Source organism: Geodermatophilus sp. DSM 44513 (genome assembly GCF_032460525.1).
Lineage (GTDB): Bacteria > Actinomycetota > Actinomycetes > Mycobacteriales > Geodermatophilaceae > Geodermatophilus.
On sequence record NZ_CP135963.1, the window covers coordinates 2,524,096 to 2,544,339 of the forward strand.

At 76.7% G+C, this 20,244-nt stretch carries 20 protein-coding genes; 8 read left to right on the plus strand and 12 right to left on the minus strand.

The window, feature by feature from the left end; all coding sequences use genetic code 11:
• Positions 1 to 3: 3 nt before the first annotated feature.
• The 7 genes from mnhG to mbhE are packed head-to-tail and all read right to left on the minus strand — an operon-like array spanning position 4 to position 5,913.
• Entirely contained in the window at positions 4 to 345 is a 342-nt protein-coding gene (gene mnhG, locus RTG05_RS12195; RefSeq protein WP_166528853.1) for a monovalent cation/H(+) antiporter subunit G, read from the minus strand.
• Complete coding sequence (locus RTG05_RS12200) at positions 342 to 602, minus strand: MrpF/PhaF family protein (protein ID WP_166528854.1); 261 nt, start codon at positions 600 to 602, stop codon at positions 342 to 344. Before RTG05_RS12200 ends, mnhG begins: the two co-directional genes overlap by 4 nt.
• Entirely contained in the window at positions 599 to 1,120 is a 522-nt protein-coding gene (locus tag RTG05_RS12205) for a Na+/H+ antiporter subunit E (RefSeq protein ID WP_166528855.1), read from the minus strand. The genes RTG05_RS12200 and RTG05_RS12205 overlap by 4 nt, the downstream gene beginning before the upstream one ends.
• Entirely contained in the window at positions 1,117 to 2,652 is a 1,536-nt protein-coding gene (locus RTG05_RS12210; protein ID WP_166528856.1) for a Na+/H+ antiporter subunit D, read from the minus strand. Before RTG05_RS12210 ends, RTG05_RS12205 begins: the two co-directional genes overlap by 4 nt.
• Positions 2,649 to 3,038: an NADH-quinone oxidoreductase subunit K gene (locus tag RTG05_RS12215; protein ID WP_166528857.1), complete on the minus strand. Its 390-nt coding sequence runs from the start codon at positions 3,036 to 3,038 to the stop codon at positions 2,649 to 2,651. Before RTG05_RS12215 ends, RTG05_RS12210 begins: the two co-directional genes overlap by 4 nt.
• Positions 3,035 to 3,559 (minus strand): MnhB domain-containing protein, encoded by a 525-nt coding sequence (locus RTG05_RS12220; protein ID WP_166528858.1) that lies wholly within the window; start codon positions 3,557 to 3,559, stop codon positions 3,035 to 3,037. The genes RTG05_RS12215 and RTG05_RS12220 overlap by 4 nt, the downstream gene beginning before the upstream one ends.
• A complete protein-coding gene (mbhE, locus tag RTG05_RS12225) occupies positions 3,556 to 5,913 on the minus strand; it encodes a hydrogen gas-evolving membrane-bound hydrogenase subunit E (protein ID WP_315911837.1) in 2,358 nt (785 codons plus the stop codon). Before mbhE ends, RTG05_RS12220 begins: the two co-directional genes overlap by 4 nt.
• Positions 5,914 to 6,541: 628 nt before the next feature.
• On the opposite strand from mbhE, the gene RTG05_RS12230 reads away from it, so the two are divergent.
• Genes RTG05_RS12230 through RTG05_RS12265 form a run of 8 tightly spaced genes read left to right on the plus strand, consistent with a single transcriptional unit; the run spans position 6,542 to position 14,795 of the window.
• On the plus strand, positions 6,542 to 6,886 hold the full coding sequence (locus RTG05_RS12230; RefSeq protein WP_315911838.1) for an NADH-quinone oxidoreductase subunit A: 345 nt from the start codon (positions 6,542 to 6,544) through the stop codon (positions 6,884 to 6,886).
• Positions 6,877 to 8,049: a hypothetical protein gene (locus tag RTG05_RS12235; protein WP_166528860.1), complete on the plus strand. Its 1,173-nt coding sequence runs from the start codon at positions 6,877 to 6,879 to the stop codon at positions 8,047 to 8,049. Before RTG05_RS12230 ends, RTG05_RS12235 begins: the two co-directional genes overlap by 10 nt.
• A complete protein-coding gene (locus RTG05_RS12240; protein ID WP_166528861.1) occupies positions 8,046 to 8,987 on the plus strand; it encodes a complex I subunit 1 family protein in 942 nt (313 codons plus the stop codon). Before RTG05_RS12235 ends, RTG05_RS12240 begins: the two co-directional genes overlap by 4 nt.
• A gap of 1 nt (position 8,988) precedes the next feature.
• The gene (locus RTG05_RS12245; RefSeq protein ID WP_166528862.1) at positions 8,989 to 9,576 is read left to right on the plus strand and encodes an NADH-quinone oxidoreductase subunit J family protein; all 588 of its coding nucleotides are present in this window, start codon (positions 8,989 to 8,991) and stop codon (positions 9,574 to 9,576) included.
• Complete coding sequence (nuoK, locus tag RTG05_RS12250) at positions 9,573 to 9,875, plus strand: NADH-quinone oxidoreductase subunit NuoK (RefSeq protein WP_166528863.1); 303 nt, start codon at positions 9,573 to 9,575, stop codon at positions 9,873 to 9,875. Before RTG05_RS12245 ends, nuoK begins: the two co-directional genes overlap by 4 nt.
• Positions 9,872 to 11,905: a proton-conducting transporter transmembrane domain-containing protein gene (locus RTG05_RS12255; protein ID WP_166528864.1), complete on the plus strand. Its 2,034-nt coding sequence runs from the start codon at positions 9,872 to 9,874 to the stop codon at positions 11,903 to 11,905. Before nuoK ends, RTG05_RS12255 begins: the two co-directional genes overlap by 4 nt.
• A gap of 2 nt (positions 11,906 to 11,907) precedes the next feature.
• Positions 11,908 to 13,392 (plus strand): complex I subunit 4 family protein, encoded by a 1,485-nt coding sequence (locus RTG05_RS12260; RefSeq protein WP_166528865.1) that lies wholly within the window; start codon positions 11,908 to 11,910, stop codon positions 13,390 to 13,392.
• A gap of 2 nt (positions 13,393 to 13,394) precedes the next feature.
• A complete protein-coding gene (locus RTG05_RS12265) occupies positions 13,395 to 14,795 on the plus strand; it encodes an NADH-quinone oxidoreductase subunit N (protein ID WP_166529707.1) in 1,401 nt (466 codons plus the stop codon).
• A gap of 12 nt (positions 14,796 to 14,807) precedes the next feature.
• Here the strand turns inward: RTG05_RS12265 and RTG05_RS12270 are convergent, their stop codons facing one another.
• Genes RTG05_RS12270 through RTG05_RS12290 form a run of 5 tightly spaced genes read right to left on the minus strand, consistent with a single transcriptional unit; the run spans position 14,808 to position 20,207 of the window.
• Positions 14,808 to 15,350 (minus strand): DUF421 domain-containing protein, encoded by a 543-nt coding sequence (locus tag RTG05_RS12270; RefSeq protein ID WP_166528866.1) that lies wholly within the window; start codon positions 15,348 to 15,350, stop codon positions 14,808 to 14,810.
• Positions 15,351 to 15,352: 2 nt separating this feature from the next.
• A complete protein-coding gene (locus RTG05_RS12275) occupies positions 15,353 to 16,564 on the minus strand; it encodes a cation:proton antiporter domain-containing protein (RefSeq protein ID WP_166528867.1) in 1,212 nt (403 codons plus the stop codon).
• 24 nt (positions 16,565 to 16,588) lie between these two features.
• Complete coding sequence (locus RTG05_RS12280; RefSeq protein WP_166528868.1) at positions 16,589 to 17,263, minus strand: GPR1/FUN34/YaaH family transporter; 675 nt, start codon at positions 17,261 to 17,263, stop codon at positions 16,589 to 16,591.
• Complete coding sequence (locus tag RTG05_RS12285) at positions 17,260 to 17,766, minus strand: hypothetical protein (RefSeq protein ID WP_166528869.1); 507 nt, start codon at positions 17,764 to 17,766, stop codon at positions 17,260 to 17,262. Before RTG05_RS12285 ends, RTG05_RS12280 begins: the two co-directional genes overlap by 4 nt.
• Positions 17,763 to 20,207: a molybdopterin oxidoreductase family protein gene (locus RTG05_RS12290; protein WP_166528870.1), complete on the minus strand. Its 2,445-nt coding sequence runs from the start codon at positions 20,205 to 20,207 to the stop codon at positions 17,763 to 17,765. Before RTG05_RS12290 ends, RTG05_RS12285 begins: the two co-directional genes overlap by 4 nt.
• Positions 20,208 to 20,244 lie beyond the last annotated feature (37 nt).

The window sequence follows — 20,244 nt, forward strand, 5'->3', positions numbered from 1 at the left end:
CCCTCACGCCTCCTCCCCGGACCGGTCCCCCCGGGCACCCAGCTCGTCGCGGACCAGCGGCTCGCCGACGCCGGCCCGGTGCGCGGCACGCCCGATCAGGTGGCTGAGCACCGGCGCGGTCACCGCCTGGAACGCCACGACCAGGACCAGCTTCCAGGAGTCGGCGGTGGGCACCAGCACCGCGGCCCCGGCCACGAGGGCCACCAGGCCGGGCAGCTGCAGCAGCGTCGCCGCCTGCAGCCGCGCGCCGACGTCGGGCAGCCGCAGCAGCCCCAGCGCGGCGAGGACGGCGAGCAGCGCACCACCGAGCAGCAGGACCGACGCGAGCACCTCCTGGCCGGTCACCGCTGGTCCTCGACGTCGAACCGCAGCACCGACATCGTGCTGAGGAAGGCCACCAGCGTGACCACGGCCAGCAGGACGACGTCCGCGATCCGGTCCCGCCACAGGGCCTCGACCAGGATGCCGCCCAGCACGACGAGGGTGAGCACGTCGAGGGCGACCAGCCGGTCGTACACGGTGGGGCCCCGGAACAGCCGGATCAGGACGAGCACCCCGGCGACCAGCAGCAACCCGGCGGTGACGGTCAGGACCGCGGTCACGGGCGGACCCCCGGGCGCGACCCGGTGTGCCCGGCGGCTCCCAGCACCTCGTCCACCGTCCGGGCGACGTCCCGCCGGGCGTCCTCGAGGCCGGCCTCGTCGACGTCGAGGACGTAGACGAGGAGGGTGCCGGAGGGCCGGTCGACGTCGACGGTGAGCGTCGCCGGGGTCAGGGACAACCGGTTGGCGATCGTGGCCACGAGCAGGTCCGACGGCGGCACCGACCGCTCGGGCAGCCGCACCGCCAGGACGGCCGAGCGGGCGGCCGGTCCGCGGCGCAGCACCGCCCGGGCCACGTCCACCGTGGACGTCAGCTGGTCCACCGCGAAGCGCCCCAGCGCGCGCAGCGAGGCCAGGGCCCGCGGTCGCGACCGCGTGCCGAGGGCCGGCAGCCGGCAGGCCGCCAGGCACAGGGGCGCGACCAGCAGCCCGGACAGCAGCACCGCCGGCGACAGGCTGCCCCACAGCAGCACCCAGACGACCAGCAGCCAGCCGGTGGTCAGGACGCGGCCGGTCACGGCTGCGCCTCCTCGCCGAGCACGGCCGCCCGGTAGCCCGCGCGGTCCGCGAGGTCGGCCGCGGCCCGGCCGGCGTAGGCCGACAGCGGGCCGGCGGCGGCGGCGAGGGTCAGGCCGGCCACCACCGCGAGGACGGCGGCCGCGGTCATGAGCCCGCCCGCGCGGCGGGTCGCCGTCGCCGCCCCGACGCCGCCGCGCCGCTCCTCCCCCGGTGGCTCCCCCCAGAAGGCGCGCGCCCACACCCGGGCCACGGCGGCCAGCGTAAGCAGGCTGGTGAGCAGCGCGACCGCCGCGACGGCCAGCACCGCCGCCGTCCCGTCGCCCACCGCGGCCTGCAGCAGTGCCAGCTTCCCGATGAAGCCGGCCAGCGGGGGGATGCCGCCGATGCTCAGCGCCGGCACGAGGAACAGGACGGCGACCAGCGGCGCGCTGCGGGCCAGCCCGCCCAGCTGCGCCAGCGCCGTCCCGGAGCGCTCCCGCTCGGCCAGGCCGGCGGTCAGGAACAGCGCCGACTGCACCGTGACGTGGTGGACGAAGTACAGGATCGTCCCGGTGAGCCCGGCGACCGACGACACGGCCAGGCCGAACAGCATGAACCCGATGTGCGAGACGAGCACGAAGGAGAGCACCCGGTTGAGGTCCTCCTGCACTAGCGCGCCGAGGACGCCCACCAGCATCGTCGCCGCGGCCAGCGCGAGCAGCACCGCCCACGGCTCGTCCCGGGGGAACAGCAGCGTCTGGGTGCGCACGATCGCGAACACGGCGACCTTGGTCAGCAGGGCCGCGAACACCGCAGTCACCGGGGCCGGCGCGGCCGGGTAGCTGTCGGGCAGCCACCAGTGCAGCGGCACCACGGCGGCCTTGACGCCCAGGACGGTGAGCAGCAGGAGCCCGAGGAACTGGCGCAGACCCGGGTCCAGCGCGGGCACGGCGGCGGCCAGCTGGGCCAGGTTCAGGGTGCCGGTGACGGCGTAGACCAGCCCGATCGTGGTGAGCAGCAGCAGCGTGGCCGTGAGGCTGGAGCTCACGTACACCATGCCGGCCCGCACCCGCTCCGACGTGGGCCCCAGCGTGGTCAGCACGTAGCTGGCCATGAGCATGACCTCGAGGCCGACGAACAGGGTGAACAGGTCGCCGGTGACCAGCACCAGCGAGATGCCGGCGACCAGGACGAGGTAGGCCGGGTGGAACACCGACGGCACGTTCTCGATCCGCCGCTCCGCGCTGCCCTGCCCGATGGCGTAGAGCAGGACGGCCAGGCACACCACCACCGCGACGAGCAGCGCCAGCGCGGCGAAGCGGTCCGCGACCAGGGTGATGCCCAGCGGTGGCGCGTGCCCGCCGGCCTGGAGCACCTGCCGTCCCGAGGTGTCGACGACGGCGAGCAGCACGGCGGCGTCGACCAGGACGGCGACGAGGACGGCCAGGCCGAGGACCCGCTGGGCGGTGGGCCGGGGGCTCAGCAGCAGCGAGAGCGCCGCGCCGAGGAGCGGCAGCGCCACCGGCGTGGACACCAGCAGGGTGGCGCTCACCGGGTCTCCTCGACCGGGGGCTGCCGGTCCCCGCCGTCCCCGGCGAGGGCGTCCTCCACCGCGTCGGGGACGTCGTCGTCCCCGTGCAGCGTCACGCTGCGGTCGGCGAGGGCGAGCAGCAGCGCGGTCACCGCGAGGGTGATGACGACGGCGGTGACGGCCAGGGCCTGTGGGAGGGGGTCCGCCGCCTCGCGCGGCGCCACCTCGCCCACCACGGGCGCCGGGCCCGCCGGGCCGCCGGCAACGAGCAGCACCAGGTTGGCCCCGTGCCCGATCAGCACGAAGCCCAGGACGACGCGCAGCAGGCTGCGCTGCAGCAGCAGGTAGGCGCCCCCGGCGAACAGCGCCCCGACGACCAGGGACAGCGTCACGTTGCCCGTGCTCACGCGACCCCCTCGGCGTCCTCGTCGGAGGGCTCGCCGGCGCCGAGCACCCGCAGCACGTCGGCGGTGAGCCCGACGACGACCAGGGCGGTCCCCGACTCGAAGACCAGCGAGGACGGCACCTCGACCGGGCCGAGCAGCCAGACCTCGCCGTGCCACACCGCGCCGGCCAGCAGCTCGTCGGTGAGCACCACCCCCGTCAGGGCGTACCCGGAGACGAGCAGCAGCCCGGTCCCGAGCACCAGGCCGGCCGGCAGCGGGCTGGCCGCCGCCAGCTCGCGCGGCCCGCCGGCCAGCCGGCGCAGCACCAGCCCGAGGCCGGCGACCAGGCCCGCGATGAAGCCGCCGCCGGGGTGGTGCAGGCCCACCACGAGCAGGTACACGGCGACCACCAGGATGCCGGGGTGCAGCACCCGGGCCAGGCCCTCCAACAGCAGGGACCGCTCGGCGGGGTCCTGGTGCTCCGCGGCCGGGAGCAGCCGCTCGCCGGGCGCCGCCGCCGGCCACCGGTGTGCGTCGGTCACGCCGTCTCCCTCTCCTGCTCGGGCTCCTGCCGGGCTGCCTCGGCCTCTCGCGGGGCACCCGGCGGCGGGGCGCCGGCGCGGGGCGTGCCGCGCAGCCGGCTGGTCACCAGCACGAGGCTGGCCACCCCGGACGCGGCGATGGTCAGCACGGTGACCTCCCCGAGGGTGTCCAGCGCCCGGAACTCGCTGATGATCACGTTGACCACGTTGGGGCCGCCCTCGGCCGGTGCCTGGGCGAAGTAGCCCTCGACCGAGCGGGACCGCACGTGCCGGGCCGAGGCGGTGAGCGTGGCCAGGGTGGCGAAGGCCCCCACGAGCAGGGCGGCGACGGCGCGCAGCGCCCACAGCGGCTGCGGCGGCCGGCGCACCTCCGCCGGCATCCGCCGGATCACCAGCACGAAGACCAGCAGGGTCAGCGTCTCGACGAGCAGCTGGGTGAGCGCGAGGTCCGGCGCCCCGTGGACGAGGAACAGCAGCGCGACCAGGTAGCCGACGGCGGACAGGACCAGGACGGCGGTCAGCCGGCGCCGGATGAGCACCACGCCGGCCGCGCCGGCCACGACGGCGGCGCCGACCACGGCCTGGGCCGGCACGTCCCACGGCCGGAACCGGTCCGGGACGCCGGACTGCACGAGCAGCACGCCGCCCGGGCCGAGGGAGACGACGAGCAGGACCGCGAGCAGGTAGCCCGGCAGCGAGCCGACCTGGGTCCGCCGGGTGAGCACCCCGGCCGCGGCGATCAGCCAGCCGGCCAGCCGGTCCTGACCGCGCTCGGCGTCCGGCAGCGCGGGCAGCGCGCGGCGCGCCGCGTCGACCCGGTCGCGGGCCAGGTGCACGGCCACCCCGCCCACCAGCGTGAGGACCGACAGCGCCAGCGCCGGCCCGAGGCCGTGCCAGAGGGCCAGGTGGTGGTCCGGACCGGTGTAGCCGTCGGCGTACCCGGCGGCCAGCGCGTCGACCGCGGACGGCAGGAGCCCGCCGACGACACCGGCGACGGCCAGCACCGCCGCCGGGACGACCAGCCCCGGCGACGGGCGGTGCGCCATCGGCTGCTCGACGCCCGGCCGGTCGGCGAAGGCCCCCCACAGGAAGCGTGCGGTGTACGCCACGGTCAGCACCGACCCCGCGACGATGCCGGCCAGCACCCAGCCGTGCCCGGCCCCCGGCTCCAGGAACGCCTCGAAGGCGGCCTCCTTGCCCAGGTAGCCCAGCGTCGGCGGCAGCCCGGCCATGGACAGGCAGGCCAGCCCGGCGACCGCGGCGAGGGCCGGCGCCCGCCGGCCGACCCCGCTGAGCGCACGGAGGTCCCTCGTGCCGGCCTCGTGGTCGATGACGCCGACCACGCAGAACAGCGTCGCCTTGAACGCCGCGTGCGCCAGCAGCATCCCGGCGCCGGCCAGGGCCGCGGTGCGGGTGCCCGCGCCCAGCAGCACGACGAGGAAGCCCAGCTGGGCGATGGTGCCGTAGGCCAGCAGCCGCTTGAGGTCGGTCTGGGCCAGCGCGCGCCAGCCCCCCAGCAGCATCGTGACCACGCCGACGACGAGCACGACCGGCCGCCACGGCAGCACCTCGGCCAGCGCCGGGGCGAGCCGGGCCACCAGGTAGACGCCGGCCTTCACCATCGCCGCGGCGTGCAGGTAGGCGCTGACCGGGGTCGGGGCCACCATGGCCGCCGGCAGCCAGGGGTGCAGCGGCGCCTGGGCGGACTTGGCGAACGCGCCGACCAGCACGAGGACGGCGGCGGCCGCGGCCTGCGTCCCGGTCGGTGGCGACGCCACGATCGCGGACAGGCGGTAGGTGCCGGCCGCGTCCCCGAGCAGCAGCAGGCCGGCCAGCAGCGCGAAGCCGGCACCGGTGGTGACCAGCAGCGCCCGGACCGCCGCCGTCCGGTGCTCCCGGTCGGGCCCCCCGTCGCCGATCAGCAGGAACGAGCAGACGGTGGTCAGCTCCCAGGCCACGTACAGGGCCAGCACGTCGTCGGCGAGGACGAGCGCGAGCATGGCGCCGGCGAAGAACACCAGCACGCCGGCCGTCCGCGCCATCCCGTCCCGGCGGTCGGCGAAGTAGCGGACGCCGTAGGACAGCACGAGCGTCCCGACCCCGGTCACGACGAGGCCGAGCAGCAGCGACAGGCCGTCCAGCCGCAGCGGCACCTCCAGGCCCAGGGCCGGCGCCCAGCTGAGCGACGCCTCCGCGGGGCGGCCGGCCAGGACGTCCGGCGCGACGGCGACCAGCCAGCCGAACGACGCGGCCGGGGCCAGTGCACCCACGGCGAGTGCCCGGGAGCCGAGGCGGGGGGCGAGGGCGGCGGCGCCCACGGCGAGCAGCAGGTGGGCGGTGAGGAGGGCGATCACAGGCGTCGGCGGCCCGGCGTCGCGCCGGACCGTCCGTTCCCGCGCCAGGCGGCCCCTCGGTCCCTCACACGGCCCCCCGGTGCCCGACCGCCCGCGACCTCACCCGTCCGGCCCGGCGCAGGACGGTCGGCTGCGGCGCCAGCTGGGTCACGTCACTCCCCGGACGGCGGTGCGCCGTCGTCCACCCGGGCCGTGGACCGGGACAGCCGGTGCGGGACCGCTCGGGGCTGGAACGGCGACCGGCTGACCCGAACCTACGGCGACCCCCGAGGCGACGCGACCGGTGAGGGTGGTCCGGAGATGACGATCCGGTGACGGACTGCAGGCGCGGGCCGCGGGGCGCGGGCAGCGACGGCCCCGCAGCGAGGGGTGAGCCCGACCGGACCGGGTAAGGGGTGGACGGCCGTGGAGCGGCCGCCCGGGGTCGCCGGACGACCCCCAGGACGACAGCCGGCCGTCCGCCCCGTCCGAGCGCCGACGCGCCGGTCGGCCGCCGGTCCGCGAGGACGACCTGGGTCACCGACGCCCGCGTCATCCGTACAGTCGTCCGGGTGTCTGGGCCGCCAGCCCAGGCCGACCGCCCGCCGACCACGCCCGTGCCCGCAGGACCGACCGGAGGTGCGTGCCCGTGCTCCTCGCTGCTGCCCTCATGGCGCTGCTCGGCCTGGGCGGTGCGGCCGTGGCCGTGCTGGTGCACCGGTCGACCGCGGTGGCCCCCACGGCGGTCCCCTCGCTGCCGTTCCAGTCCGGGTGGCGGCCGCGGGAGCACGCGCTGTCCCGCTTCCACGCGCGCTACTACCCGCTCACCCTGCTGTTCCTGGCCTTCGACGTGGAGATGCTCTACATGTACCCGTGGGCCACGGTGGTGGCCCGCGTCGGCGTCTCGGCGGTCGTCGAGATGTTCGCCTTCCTCGCCGTGCTGATGGGCGGCGTCGTGTGGGCCTGGCGCGAGGGGGCCCTGCGGTGGACCTGAACCGCCGGCTGGCCACCGCCGCGGCCGGCCGGGTCGCGGCGCTCGTGGTGACCGTGCCGGGCTGGGAGGTCACCCGCTACGCCGTCGAGCGCCTGCTCCGGGAGCGCGGCTGGCGGGCGGCCCTGTCCCCCGCCGACGCCGACGTGCTGGTCGTCTGCGGCCCGCCCGGCCGGCGGCTGTCCCGGGCCGTCGACCTGGTGTGGGACCAGCTGCCCGGGCCGCGGGCCCGCGTGACCGCAGTGGTCGCGTCCGCGGCCGGCGCGGCCCTGGACCAGGCGGTCACCGAGCTGCTGGACGGTGACCGGCAGCGCGGGGACGCCGCCGGCCGGCCGGCCGACCCGGTGATGGGCACGCTCCCGGACGAGGACCCGGACGCCGAGGAACCCGACGCCGAGGACCCCCACGGGGAGGACCCCCACGGGGAGGACCCGGACGGCAGCGACACGGACCACGGCGACCACGGCGACACGGACCACGGCGACCACGGCGACATGGACCACGGCGACATGGACATGGAGAGCGACATGGCGCCCGGGGGCATCCCGCTCGCCGAGGGCGGTACGGGTGACCGGGACGGCCTGGACCTCGACGTCCTGCACGTCCCGCTGGGCCCGGTGCTGCCCTGCTGGCCGGCCGGGCTGCTGCTGCACTGCACGCTGTCCGGCGACGTCGTGACCGACGTGCGACCGGAGGTGCTCGGGCCCGCCGACGGTGCGGCACCGGGCCGGTCGGCGTCCGGGACGCCGGTGGACCGGCTGGACCGTGCCGCTCAGCTGCTGACCCTGGCCGGCTGGGCAGCGGCGGCCACCGAGGCGGCCCGGCTGCGGGACGACCTGCTCGCCGACGGTGCCGGCCCGGACGTCGCGGCGCGGCTGGACCGGCTCGCCCGCCGGGTGGGCCGGTCGCGGCTGCTGCGCTGGTCGCTGCGCGGGACCGGGGCGGTCGACGCCGGCACCTGCACCGCGCTGGGGATCGACCCCCGGGCCGTCGGCGATGTACACGACCGGCTGGTCGGGCTGCTCGCCGGCGCCCGCGACGCCACCGACGCACCGTCCGTCCCGCTGGCCGCGCTCCCCTCCCTGCTGCGCGGCCTCGAGCTCGGCGCCCTGCGGCTGACCGTCGCCAGCCTCGACCTCGACCCGAGCCCGGCGGTCGTGCCGTGAGCCCGGTCGACGTCACCCAGGTCCCCGCGGTCTGGACGCCGGTCGCCGCGGTGCTGCTGCTGGCCCTCGCCGGCGCCGCGGCGGCCCTCGACGGCGCCGTCGCCGGCCGGGCCGAGGGTCGCTCGTGGCGCGCGGGGGCCGGCGTGCCCTGGGCGGAGACCGCACGGCTGCTGCGCCAGCGGCGGCGCACGACGGTGGCCGCCGACCGGCTGCTGTGGCAGGTCGCGGTCGCCGGCCTGCTGGTCACCGCGCTGCTGAAGACCGTGGTGGTGCCCCTGGGCAGCTGGACGCTGTCCGACCTCCCGGTGGGCATCGTGTGGTTCAACGCCATGGACGTGCTCGTCTGGGCGCTGGTCTGGCTGGCCGGCTGGGGCCCGAACAGCGCCCACTCCCTCGTCGGCGGCTACCGGTTCCTCGGCCAGGCGCTGTCCTACGAGCTGCCGCTGATGTTCGCGCTCACCGCGCCGGCGGTGGCGGCGGGGAGCCTGCGGGTGGGCGACGTCGTCGCCGCCCAGCAGGGGCTGTGGTTCGCCGTCTGGATGCCGGTGGCCTTCGTCGTCTACTGCGTCGCGGTCGCCGGCTTCGCCGCCTGGGGGCCGCTCGGCGCACCGGTCGGGACCGACGTCGCCGGCGGCGTCCTCACCGAGACCTCCGGCGTCGACCGGTGGCTGCTGCAGGCCGGCCGGTGGGCGCTGCTCACCGCCGGTGCGGCGTTCGGGGTCGCCCTGTTCCTGGGCGGCGGCTCCGGCCCGCTGCTGCCGGCCTGGCTGTGGTCCGTCGGGAAGACCGCCGCGCTGCTGGCCGCGTTCGTGGTGGCCCGCCGGCACCTGCCCACGCTGCGCCCGGACCGGATCGCGCCGGCCGCGTGGCTCGTCGTCCTGCCCCTGGTGCTGGTGCAGCTGCTCGTGGTGTCCGTCGTCGTGCTGGGGAGGGGCTGAGGTGCTCGTCGACGTGGTGTTCTGGGTGCTCGGCGGGATCGCCGTCGCTGCCGGGGTCGCCGTCTTCACGGTGGACTCGATGGCCCGGGCCACCTACGCCCTGGCCGTGTCCTTCATCGCCGTCGGCCTGGCCCTGCTGCTGGTCGACCTGCAGTTCCTCGGCGTCATCACCGTGCTGATGATGACCATGGAGATGGCCATCATGGGCATCTACATGATCATGTTCATGGGGATGAACCCCGCGCTCATGCCGATGAGCATGACCCACGGCAAGCGCATGGCCCTGACCGTCGCCGGCGGCACGTTCCTCCTGCTGGCCGCCGGCGCGCTGCTGGTGCCCTGGCCGGCCCGGCGGGGCGCCCCCGCGGCCGACCTCACCGTCGCCCTGGGCGAGGCGGTCATGGAGTCGAAGATGCTGGTGATGATGACCGTCAGCCCGGTCCTCTTCGCCACGATCGTCGCGGCGATCGTGCTGGCCGTCCCCCGCGGCCGCTACGACCGGTTCGGCGACGACCTGCGCGGCCGGCCCGCGCCGGCGGGGGCCATGGAGCGCACGGCGGCGGACCCGGCGGACGGGGCGCCGCGGTGACGCTGGAGACGGTGCTGCTGGTCGCCGCGGCCCTGTTCAGCGTGGGCCTGTACGGCGCGATCTCCCAGCAGGTGGTCGTCATGGTGATGATGGGCCTGGAGCTGATGCTCAACGCCGTCATCCTGGCCGCGGCCGGCTTCTGGTGGTTCCTCTCCCCCGCCCCCGACGGGCAGGTGCTCGTCCTGGTGGTGATCACCGCCATGACGGTGGAGATGGCCATGGGCTTCGCCGTCGCCACGCTGCTGCACCGCTCGCGGGACGCGGACACGACCGACACGGCCGCGGACCTGTCCCGGTGACCGGGGCGACCCTGCTGCTGTGGACGGTGGTGGGCCTGCCGGCCGCCGCCGGGACGGCGCTGTGCCTGGCCGGGCGGCGGGCGGACCGCGCCGCGTGGGTGGTCTCGGTCGGGACGGCGGCGCTGGTGCTGGCCGCCGCGGTCGCGGTCGCCGGGCTGCGGCCGGCGACGTCGGTCCGGTTCCTGCCCGCCGCGGGGTTCGGGCTGGGCGTCGACGCGCTGTCCGCGGTGGTGCTGCCCGCGGTGGCCGCGGTCACGCTGCTGGTGCTGCTGTTCGCCGCGGCCGACGTCGAGGAGCGACCGGCCCGGTTCGCCGGCCTGCTGCTGCTGTTCGCCGCCGCGGTCGCCGTCACCGTCACCGCCACGACGCTGCCGGCACTGCTGTTCGCCTGGGAGGTGATGGGCGCGACCTCGTTCGCGCTGATCGGCCACTCCTGGCGCGACCCCGGCCGGGTCGCTGCCGGCACCACCGCCTTCCTCACCACCCGCGCGGCCGACCTCGGCCTGTACCTGGCCGCCGGCGCGGCGCTGGCCGGCGGCGCCGGGCTGGCGCTGGCCGACCTGCCCGCCGCGGCCGCGCCGTGGCGGGACGTCGTCGCCGCCGGCGTGCTCGTCGCGGCGCTGGGCAAGGCCGCGCAGCTGCCCTTCTCGTTCTGGCTGTCCCGCGCGATGGAGGGCCCCAGCCCGGTCAGCGCCCTGCTGCACTCCGCGGCGATGGTGGCCATGGGCGGCTACCTGCTGCTGCGGACGCACCCGCTGCTGGCCGCCACCGGCTGGGCGGCGACCACCACCGCGTGGCTCGGCGCGCTCACCGCGCTGCTGATGGGCGCGGTCGCGGTCGCCCAGCGCGACCTCAAGCAGCTGCTGGCCGCCTCCACCTCCGCGCAGCTGGGCTTCGTCGTGCTGGCCGCCGGGGTGGCCAGCGTGTCGGGCGGGGTGGCCCACCTGGTCGCGCACGCCGCGACCAAGGCGCTGCTGTTCCTGGCCGCCGGGGCCTGGCTGACCGCGCTGGGCACCCGGCAGCTGCCGGCGCTGCGCGGGGCCGCCCGGCGGTACCCGGTGGTCGGGGCGTGCGCCACCGTGGGCGCGCTGTCGCTGGCCGGCGTCGCCCCGCTGTCGCTGTGGGCGACCAAGGACGACGTCCTGGCCGCGGCGCGGGAGCGGTCCCCGGCGCTGTACGCCGTCGGGCTGGCCGCCGCCGCGCTGTCGGCCGCCTACGCCGCGAAGGTGCTGTGGACCGTCTGGCGCGAGCCGCCGGCCGACGCGGCGCGGGGGTACGACACCGAGCAGCGCGGCACCCGGCGGGTGCACCGGCTGCAGCAGGGGCCGCTCCTCGTCCTCGCCGCCGGTGCCGCCGTCCTCGGCCTGCTGGTCTGGCCACCGGTGGGCGGCGCGCTGCGGGCCGCCCTCGGCGAGACCGGCGCCCCGCGGCCGGGCGCCGCCGAGCTGGTCGTCTCCGCCGTGCTGGCCGTCGCCGTGGTCCTGGCCGTCTTCCTGGCCGGGGTGCCGGGCGGAGCGCGCCGGCCGCTGCCCGAGCCGCGCTGGGCGGCCCGCTGGCTCGGCCTGGGTGAGGCGACGCAGGCGCTGGTGGTGCGGCCGGTGCTGCGCCTGGCCGGGGCGCTGGCCCGCTTCGACGACCGGGTGCTGGACCGGGCGGTCGACGCGGCGGGCGCCGGTGTCCTCGCGCTGGCCGGCGCCGGTGCCCGCGCGGACGACGCCGTCCTGGACCGGGCGGCCGGCGCGGCAGGCGCCGGTGTCCTCGCGCTGGCCGGCGCCGCAGCCCGCGCGGACGACGCCGTCCTGGACCGCGCCGTGGACGCGACCGCCCCCGGCACCCTGCGGGCGGCGCGGCTCACCGCGGAGGTCGGCGACACCGGCTTCGACGGCGCCGTGCAGGGCCTGGCCGCGGCCACCCGCGGCCTCGGCGGCCTGGCCCGCCGCACCCAGACCGGCCAGCTGCACCACTACTACGTCCAGGCCTCCGTGGTGTTCGCCGCCGCGCTGGGGCTCCTCCTGCTCGTCGCGAGGTGAGTGTGCTCAGCCTGATCGTGTTCCTCCCGCTGGCCGCCGCGGCCGTCCTGGCGGCGTCGACCGGCGTCCCCGACCGCGTCGCGCGGTGGGCGTGGCTGGCGGTGACGGTCGCCGAGCTGGGCCTGGTCGGCGCGGCGGTCGCCGCCTACGAGACCCCGCCGGCGGGCGGGCTGGCGTTCGAGGAGCGGGCGCGCTGGATCCCGTCGGTCGGCAGCAGCTACCACGTGGGGGTCGACGGGCTGTCGCTGCCGCTGCTCGCGCTGACCGCGGTCGTCTTCTGCGCCTGCGCCGTCTACGCCCTGCGCGAGCAGCGCCGCCCCCGGGTGCAGGCGGCGCTGTTCTGCTTCCTGCAGTCGGTGTGCCTGGGCGTGTTCGTCGCCCAGGACCTCATCCTGTTCTTCCTCTTCTTCGACCTGTCCATCGTGGGCATGTACGCCGTGATCGCCGGCTGGGGCCACGGGGACGCCGGCCGGTCGGCGCTGAAGTTCTTCCTCTACACCTTCCTCGGCAGTCTGGCGCTGCTGCTGGGCTTCATCGGCCTGTACCTCGCCGCCGAGCCGAACACCTTCGACATCCCGGAGCTGGTCGCCGCCGCGCCGCTGGCCGACGACCCGGTGGTCGGGGGGCTGGTGCTGGGCGCGATCCTGCTCGGGCTGGCCGTCAAGACGCCGACCGTGCCGTTCCACACCTGGCTGCCGCCGGCACACACCGACGCCCCGGCCATCGGCTCGGCCGTGCTCGCCGCGGTGCTGCTCAAGCTGGGCACCTACGGGTTCGTCCGGATCGCCATGCCGATGTTGCCCGGCGCCTGGCGGGCCTGGGCCTGGGTGGTCATCACCATCGGCGTCGTCTCGGTCCTCTACGGAGCCCTGGTCGCGCTCGCCCAGACCGACGTCAAGCGGATGATCGCCTACACCTCGGTCAACCACATGGGCTACGTCGTCCTCGGGGTGGGCGCAGCCGGGCTGGCCGGGGACGCCGCCGCGCGGGAGGTGGCCGTCACCGGGGCGGTGACCCAGATGGTCAGCCACGGCCTGATCACCGGGGCGCTGTTCCTGCTCGCCGGGGTGCTGCAGGACCGCCGCGGCAGCTACGAGATGGCCGAGTACGGCGGCCTGGCCGCGCCCGCCCCGCGCTTCGCCGCGCTGTTCGCGATCGGCGCGTTCGCCTCGCTGGGGCTGCCCGGGTTCAGCGGCTTCGTCGCCGAGTTCCAGGTCTTCGCCGGCGCGATCGGCACCGCGGCCGCCGTGGCGGTGGCGCTACCGGGCATCCTGATCACCGCCGCGTTGTTCCTGCGGGCGATCCAGCGGCTGCTGACCGGGCCGACCGGCGGACGGTCGGTCGACTTCCCCGACCTGCGCGTCCGCGAGGCGGCGCCGGTCGGCGGCCTGCTGGTGCTCGCCCTGCTCATCGGCGTCGTGCCGTGGCCGCTGCTGGACCTGATCACCCCGGGCTCGGCCGCCGTGGTCGACCTGGTCAGCCGGTGACGATGCGCCCGCTGGCGCTGCTGCCGGAGATCTGCCTGGTCGTCGGCGCGGTCGCCACCCTGCTGGCCGGCTCGTTCCTCCCGCGGCAGCGGCAGTGGGTCGCTCGGCTGGTCGCCGTCGCGGCCCTGCTGGGTGCCGGGGTCGCCACGGCCGCCGTCCTGGGCGACCCGCCGCAGCCGGCGATGATGGGCAACTACGCCGTCGACACCGGCACGAACGTGCTGCGGCTGGTCGTGGTGGCCGCCACCCTGCTGGTCGTCGGCCTGGGCGTGGACGAGCTGGCCGGCACCCCGCGGGAGAGCGAGACCCACGCGCTGCTGCTGCTGTCCGCGCTCGGTGCGGTGGTCCTGGGCGGGGCCAGCGACCTGCTGGTGCTGCTGGTCGCCTTCCTGCTCGGCAGCATCCCGATCTACGGGCTGGTCGGCGTGCTGCGCTCGCCGGGGGCGGCCGAGGCGGCGATGAAGACCTACCTGCTCGGCGCGCTGTTCGGCATCGTGCTGGTGCTCGGCGTCACGGTGCTGTCCGGCGTCGGCGGCACCACCGCCTACCCCGGCCTCGCCACCGGGCTGGCGGAGGCCCCGCCCGCGGCCGTGGCCTTCGGGGTGCTCGCCGTCGTCGGCGGGCTGATGTTCGAGGCCGGGGGCGTGCCGGGGCACTTCTGGGTGCCCGACGCGACCCAGGCCGCCGGCACGCCGGTCGCGGCCTTCCTCAGCACCGTGCCCAAGCTCGGTGCCCTGCTCGCCGTCTTCCGCCTGGTCCCCGTCGTCCCGGACACCGTGGACGCACCGCTGCTGGTGGCGGTCCTCGCCGCGGCGACCATGACGGTGGGCAACCTCGCCGCCCTCGCGCAGACCGACGTGCGCCGGCTGCTGGGGTGGTCGACGGTCAGCCAGGTCGGCTACCTGCTCCTCCCGGTCGCGGTGGCCGGCCGCAGCGCCGACGCGCTGCCCTCGCTGCTGGTCTACCTCGGCGGCTACGCGGTCACCAACCTCGCCGCCTTCGCCGTGGTCGCCGCCACGCCCGGACGGCGCACCGTCGAGGACTCCCGCGGCCTCGCGGCCTCCTCGCCGTGGCTGGCCGGGGCGCTGGTCGTGGCCCTGCTCAGCCTGGTGGGCACGCCGCCCACCGCCGTCTTCGCCGGCAAGCTGACCACCTTCACCGCGGCCTGGGACGGCGGCCTGGCCTGGCTGGTGGTGGTCGCGGCGGTCAACACCGTGGTCAGCCTCGTCTACTACCTGCGCTGGCTCGCGCCGGTGTTCCAGCGGCCGGAGCAGGGCGCGCAGCCGCAGCGCCCGCGCCCGTTCGCCGCCGTGGCGGCCGTGCTGGCCGCGGCCTGCGTGCTCGCGCTCGGGGTGGGTCTGGGCGCCGTGTCTCCCCTGGTCGAGGGGACCCTCGCCCGCTGACCGCCCGCGCGCTCAGGCCCCCGTCCGAGGCTCCCGCCCCAGGCCCTCCGCCGCCCGCACGCCCTCGAGCGCCGAGCGGTTCCCGGCCTTCTCCCGCGGGATGACGCTCAGCGAGCCGTCGGTCTCCAGCACCACCGCGGCGATCGACGACAGGTCACCGGAACCGGTGGCCCGCACGGCCTGCCGCACCTCGTCGACCGTCACCCGCTGCTCGCGCAGCGCCGTCGGCAGGACGGCGCCGTCCCGCAGCAGCAGGGTCGGCCGGGCGGTGGCCGCCGTCCGCGCGGCCGGCCACCGGACGGTGACCGAGGCGACCGCGAACTGCAGCGCCGCCAGCAGCGCCAGCGCCGTCGCGCCCTCGGCCCACGACACGTCGCTGCTGAGCAGGATGGTCGCCAGCGTGGACCCCAGCGCCACCGTGACGACGAGGTCGAAGGCGTTGAGCTTGGCCAGCGTGCGCTTGCCGGACAGCCGCAGCACGACGACCAGGGTCAGGTAGGCGGCGGCGCCCACGGCGAGGATGCGGCCCACGTCGGACCACGAGTCGAACCACACGGTCAGCTCCGTCCTGTCGTCACTCGGCGGTACAGCACCCGGCCGGGTGCCGCGCTCGTGCCGTGCACCACGGTGCTGGCGGCCACCACCAGGCTGCCCGCCGCCAGCACGACCGGGTCGACCCCGAGCCGCTCGGCCTCCAGCGCCAGGTAGAACAGCGCGGACACCCCGATCGGCCCGAACCAGCCCAGGTAGACCGCGTCGGGCCGGCCGAGCCCCAGGGGTCGGCGCAGCAGCCACAGCACCGGCAGCCGCCGGAGCAGCAGGACGCCGACGACGAGGGCGACCCCACGCCAGCCCAGCTCGCCCCAGGCGGCCCACGGCAGCACGAGGCCCAGGCCGACGAACAGCGGCAGGACCAGGAACCGGTTCACCGCCTCGTCGATGGGCAGGTCGTCGGTGCGGTCCGGTCCGGTCGCCGCGGCGTTGAAGGCCAGCCCGGCGACGAAGACCGCGAGGATCCCGTCGACGTGCAGCAACCCGGCCGCCCCCAGCACGGCCAGTGCCAGGACGGCGGTGAACAGCAGCCGCGGTGCCGGGTCGGTCGACCCGTGCTCCTCACCGGCGCGCAGCGCCCGCGCCCCCAGCCACCCGGCGGCCACGCCCAGCAGGACGGCGCCCGCGACCTGCCACAGCGACTCGGCCAGCGCGGCGGGGACGCCGCCGGCGCCCGCGATCGCCACGGCGAGCAGCACGAGCGGCAGGGCGAGGCCGTCGTTGGCGCCGGACTCCAGGGACAGCAGCTGCCGGTCCCGGTCGGGCAGGTCCTGCTCGGCCGGGGTCCCGGTGACCACGCTGGAGGCGAGCACCGGGTCGGTGGGGCACAGCGCGGCGCCCAGCAGCGCGGCGGCACCGAGGCCCACGCCGAGGGTCCAGGCGGCCAGCCCGGCGGTCACCAGGGCCATCGCCGGCATCACGACCGCCAGCAGGAGCAGCACCGGCCGCCACTGGGCCCGCGCCCGCCCGACCGGGTAGCGCAGCGCCACCGCCATCACCGAGACGGCCAGCAGCAGCCGGGTGACCGTGTGCAGCCAGGTGGTGTCCTCGGTCAGCGGCGGTGGGGCGAGCACCCCGAACAGCTCCGGCCCGAGCAGCACCCCCACGGCCAGGCCCAGCACCGGCTCGGACACCGGCAGGCGGCGCAGCCGCTCCGACAGCGCCGCCACGAGCAGGCCGAGGGCGCCGGCGACGACCAGCAGGACGTCGACCAGCACGTCAGTCCCCTCCCGGCCGGCCGGTCACAGCTGCGGGCGGACGCCGGCCTCGCGGGCGAGCTCCCGCGGGTCCAGCGGGCCCCGCCCGTCCACGGCCGCCCGCCCGGGCCCGCGCCGGCCGACCGGCAGCACGGTGCGTCCGGTGGTGCCCTCCAGTTCCAGGGCCAGGGCGGCGTAGACCGCGACCGCGGCCAGCGCCAGCCCGACCCACCCGGCGGCGGCCTGCCAGGCGGGCGAGCCGGTGAGCTCGGCGACCCCGGTGACCGCGAAGCGGGTGGCGGCGGTGCCCATGACCGCGGCCGGCGCCAGCTTGGCCGGTGCGGCCGCGACCGCGGGCACCAGCATGGCCACCCCGGAGACCAGCAGCAGCACGCCCAGGCCGGGGCTGGCCGTCCCCGGCGGGGAGGTGAGCGTGGTCAGCCCGGCGACCGTCCACGTCCCGGCCAGCACCCCCATGCCGGTGGCCGCCACCGGGTCGCGGGTCAGGAAGCCGACCACCGCCGCGGTGAGCTGCAGCGGCGCGGTGGCGGCCACCGCGACCAGCGCCGCGACGCGGCCCTGGTCGGCCGGGACCCAGTCCAGCTGCACCGCGCTGAACGTCGTGGTCGCCATCGCCAGCGCGAGGAAGCCCAGCGGCAGCGGGGTGGCCAGCGGCCGCAGGACGACGCGGGTGGCCGGGGCGCCCGGGTCGGCGCTCACCGCGGGGCGGCCAGCGCCTGCGGTGCGGACTCCTTGAGCCTGGCGTTGGCGAACCGGACCACCCGCAGCGCCTGCGGGTGGCAACGCGTGGCCAGCGCCAGCAGCTCGCGGTCCACCAGCCCCTGGGCGCTCTGCGCGAGCACCTCCCAGTCCAGCGACGCGCCCGAGGCCTCCAGGTAGAGCAGCCGCAGGTCGGCCAGCAGCACCAGCCCCGGCGCGTCGGCGTCCCCGATCGGCCCGCTGTCGCGGGCCCCACCGGGGCGGCCGCCGTCCCCGGCGTCGGGCAGGTCGGCGGCCAGGTCGAGGCCGTGGTCGCGCCCGGCGCGGGCCAGGCCGGCCACGTGCTCCCGCGACCAGGTGACCAGGTCGTGGCAGACGTGGTGGACCTCGTGGTCACCGCGGTGCCGCTCGGCCAGGTCGAGCAGCAGCCGGCCCACCCGGGTCGCCGAGTGGTGCACCTGTGCGACGGCCAGCGCGAGCCGATCGGTTCCCGGGCGGCTCACCGGGCACCCCCACCGAGGGTCTCCCCGGCCTCGGCGGCCGCGCCGCCCGCGGTCGGGGGCAGGTCCACCGTGACCGGCCGCGAGCCGGTGGTGGTCGGCGCCGACGACGGCTCGCCCCCGCCGCCGGCGACCAGCGTGAGGCGGGCGGCGGCGGTCTTGAAGACAGGCTGCTTGGAGCACGGGTCCCAGTCGGTGGGGGTCAGCTCGTTGGCCGCGCTGCCGTGGTCGGCGTCCGGGTCGTCCCACCAGCCGTAGTGGAAGGGCAGGAACAGCACCCCCGGCCGGATGCCGCTGACCCGCACCCGCGCGCGCACCCGCCCGCGCGGGCTGGCCACCTCCACCAGGTCGCCCTCGCCGTACCCGCCGGCCGCGGCGTCGGCCGGCGAGACCTCCACCCACACCTCGGGTGCGGCGGCCTGCAGCTGGGGGGCGCGGCCGGTCTTGGTGCGGGTGTGGAAGTGGTACAGCGTGCGGCCGGTGATGAGGGCGAACGGGAAGTCCGCGCGCGGCTGCTCGTGCGGCGGCAGGTACTCGGCGGCCCTGAGGACCGCCTTGCCGTCGGGGTTGAGCGCCCGGTACTCGGTCTCCGACAGCGGTGCGCCGGTGACCAGGTCGCGACCGTAGGCCTCGCAGTACTCCGGCTGCGCCCAGAACCGCCCGTCGGCGTAGAGCCGCTCGGTGCCGTCGGGGTGCTCGTCGGTGCACGGCCACTGGATGCCGCTGCCGCCGCGCAGCTTCGCGTAGCTCAGCCCGGTGTAGTCGCAGGGCCGGCCGCGGCTGCACTCCTTCCACGCCTCGAAGGCGCCCTCGGGGTCGCTCCACCCCACCAGCGGGGCGCCGTCCTGGTCGCGCAGGTCCAGCCGGCGGGCGTAGTCGAGCAGGATGTCGAGGTCCGACCGGGCCTCGCCGGGCGGGTCGACGGCCTTCTCCGACAGGTGCACCGTGCGGTCGACGTTGGTGAAGGTGCCGGTCTTCTCCCCCCACGTGGCCGCGGGCAGGACGACGTCGGCCAGCTGCGCGGTCTCGGTCAGGAAGATGTCCTGGACGACGAGGAACAGCCGCTCCTGGGTGAGGATCGACCGGACGCGCGCCAGCTCGGGCAGCGACACCGCCGGGTTGGTCGCGGTGACGTACAGGAAGCGGATCGAGCCCTCCTCCATGTACCGCAGCTGCTGCATGACGTGCGTCGGCGGGGTGAAGTGCGGCAGCCGCGCCGGGTCGATGTTCCAGATCCGCGCGAGGTCGCGGACGTGCGCCTCGTTGGTCCAGTTGCGGAAGCCCGGCAGGTCGCCGTCGGCGCCGCACTCCCGGGTGTTCTGCGCGGTCGGCTGGCCGTTCATCTGCAGCACGCCGCAGCCCGGCCGGCCGAGCATGCCGCGCACGATGTGCAGGTTGTTCACCGAGACGGCCGCGGCGGTGGCCTGGTGGGACTGGTAGAAGCCCTGCAGCACGGTGGACAGCAGCCGCTGCGCCGTCCCCAGCAGGCGGGCCGCCTCGCGGATCTGCGCGGCGGGCACGTCGCAGACCTCCGCGGCCCGCTCGGGGGTGTACTCCGCGACCATGGCGCGCAGTTCCTCGAAGCCGACCGCGTGCTCGCGCACGTAGTCCTCGTCGACCCAGCCGTTGGCGACCACCTCGTGCAGCAGCGCGTTGACCAGCATCACATTGGTGCCGGGCCGGGGCGCGAGGTGCACGGTGGCCTCCCGGGCCACGGGGGTCAGCCGCGGGTCGACGCAGAGGACGCGCGGCGGGTCGGTCCCGGCCAGCCGGTCGAGGACGCGGGTCCACAGCACGGTCTGGGTCTCGGCCACGTTGTGCCCGAACAGGGCGATGACGTCCGCGGAGTCGACGTCGGTGTAGGAGCCGGGCTGCCCGTCGCTGCCGAAGGACTCCTTGAGCGCGGCGGCCGCGGTGGCGGTGCACAGCCGGGTGTTGCCGTCGGTGTGCACGGTGCCGATGCCGCCGTGCGCGATCAGGCCGAGGGTGTAGTACTCCTCCAGGAAGAGCTGCCCGGTGGTGTAGAAGCCGATCGCGCTGGGGCCCTGCTCGTCCAGCAGCTCCCGCGTGCGCCCGACCACGGCGTCCATCGCGGTGTCCCAGTCGGTCTCCACCAGCTCGCCGCCGCGCCGGATCAGCGGTGTGGTGAGCCGGTCCGGGGAGTTGTTGGCCTGCCAGCCGAACAGGTCCTTGGGGCCGAGGCGGCCGTGGTTGACCCGGTCCACGGCGCGGCCGCGGACCCCCACGATCCGCTCGTCCTTGACCGCGATGTCCAGCCCGTCGCCGTTGCTGTGCAGGATCGTCGCCGACTGCACCCAGCGGTCGACGTCCTCCTCGGTCAGCCCGTCGGCGAGGTACTGGTCGACCCGGGTGGGCCAGGTCTCCCCTGGTCCGTACGGGGTGCGGGTCCCCCACGGCTCGGCGATGCGGTCGATGCGTGGCATGACCGGGCGTTACCCGCTGCCCGCGGCGTCCCGAACC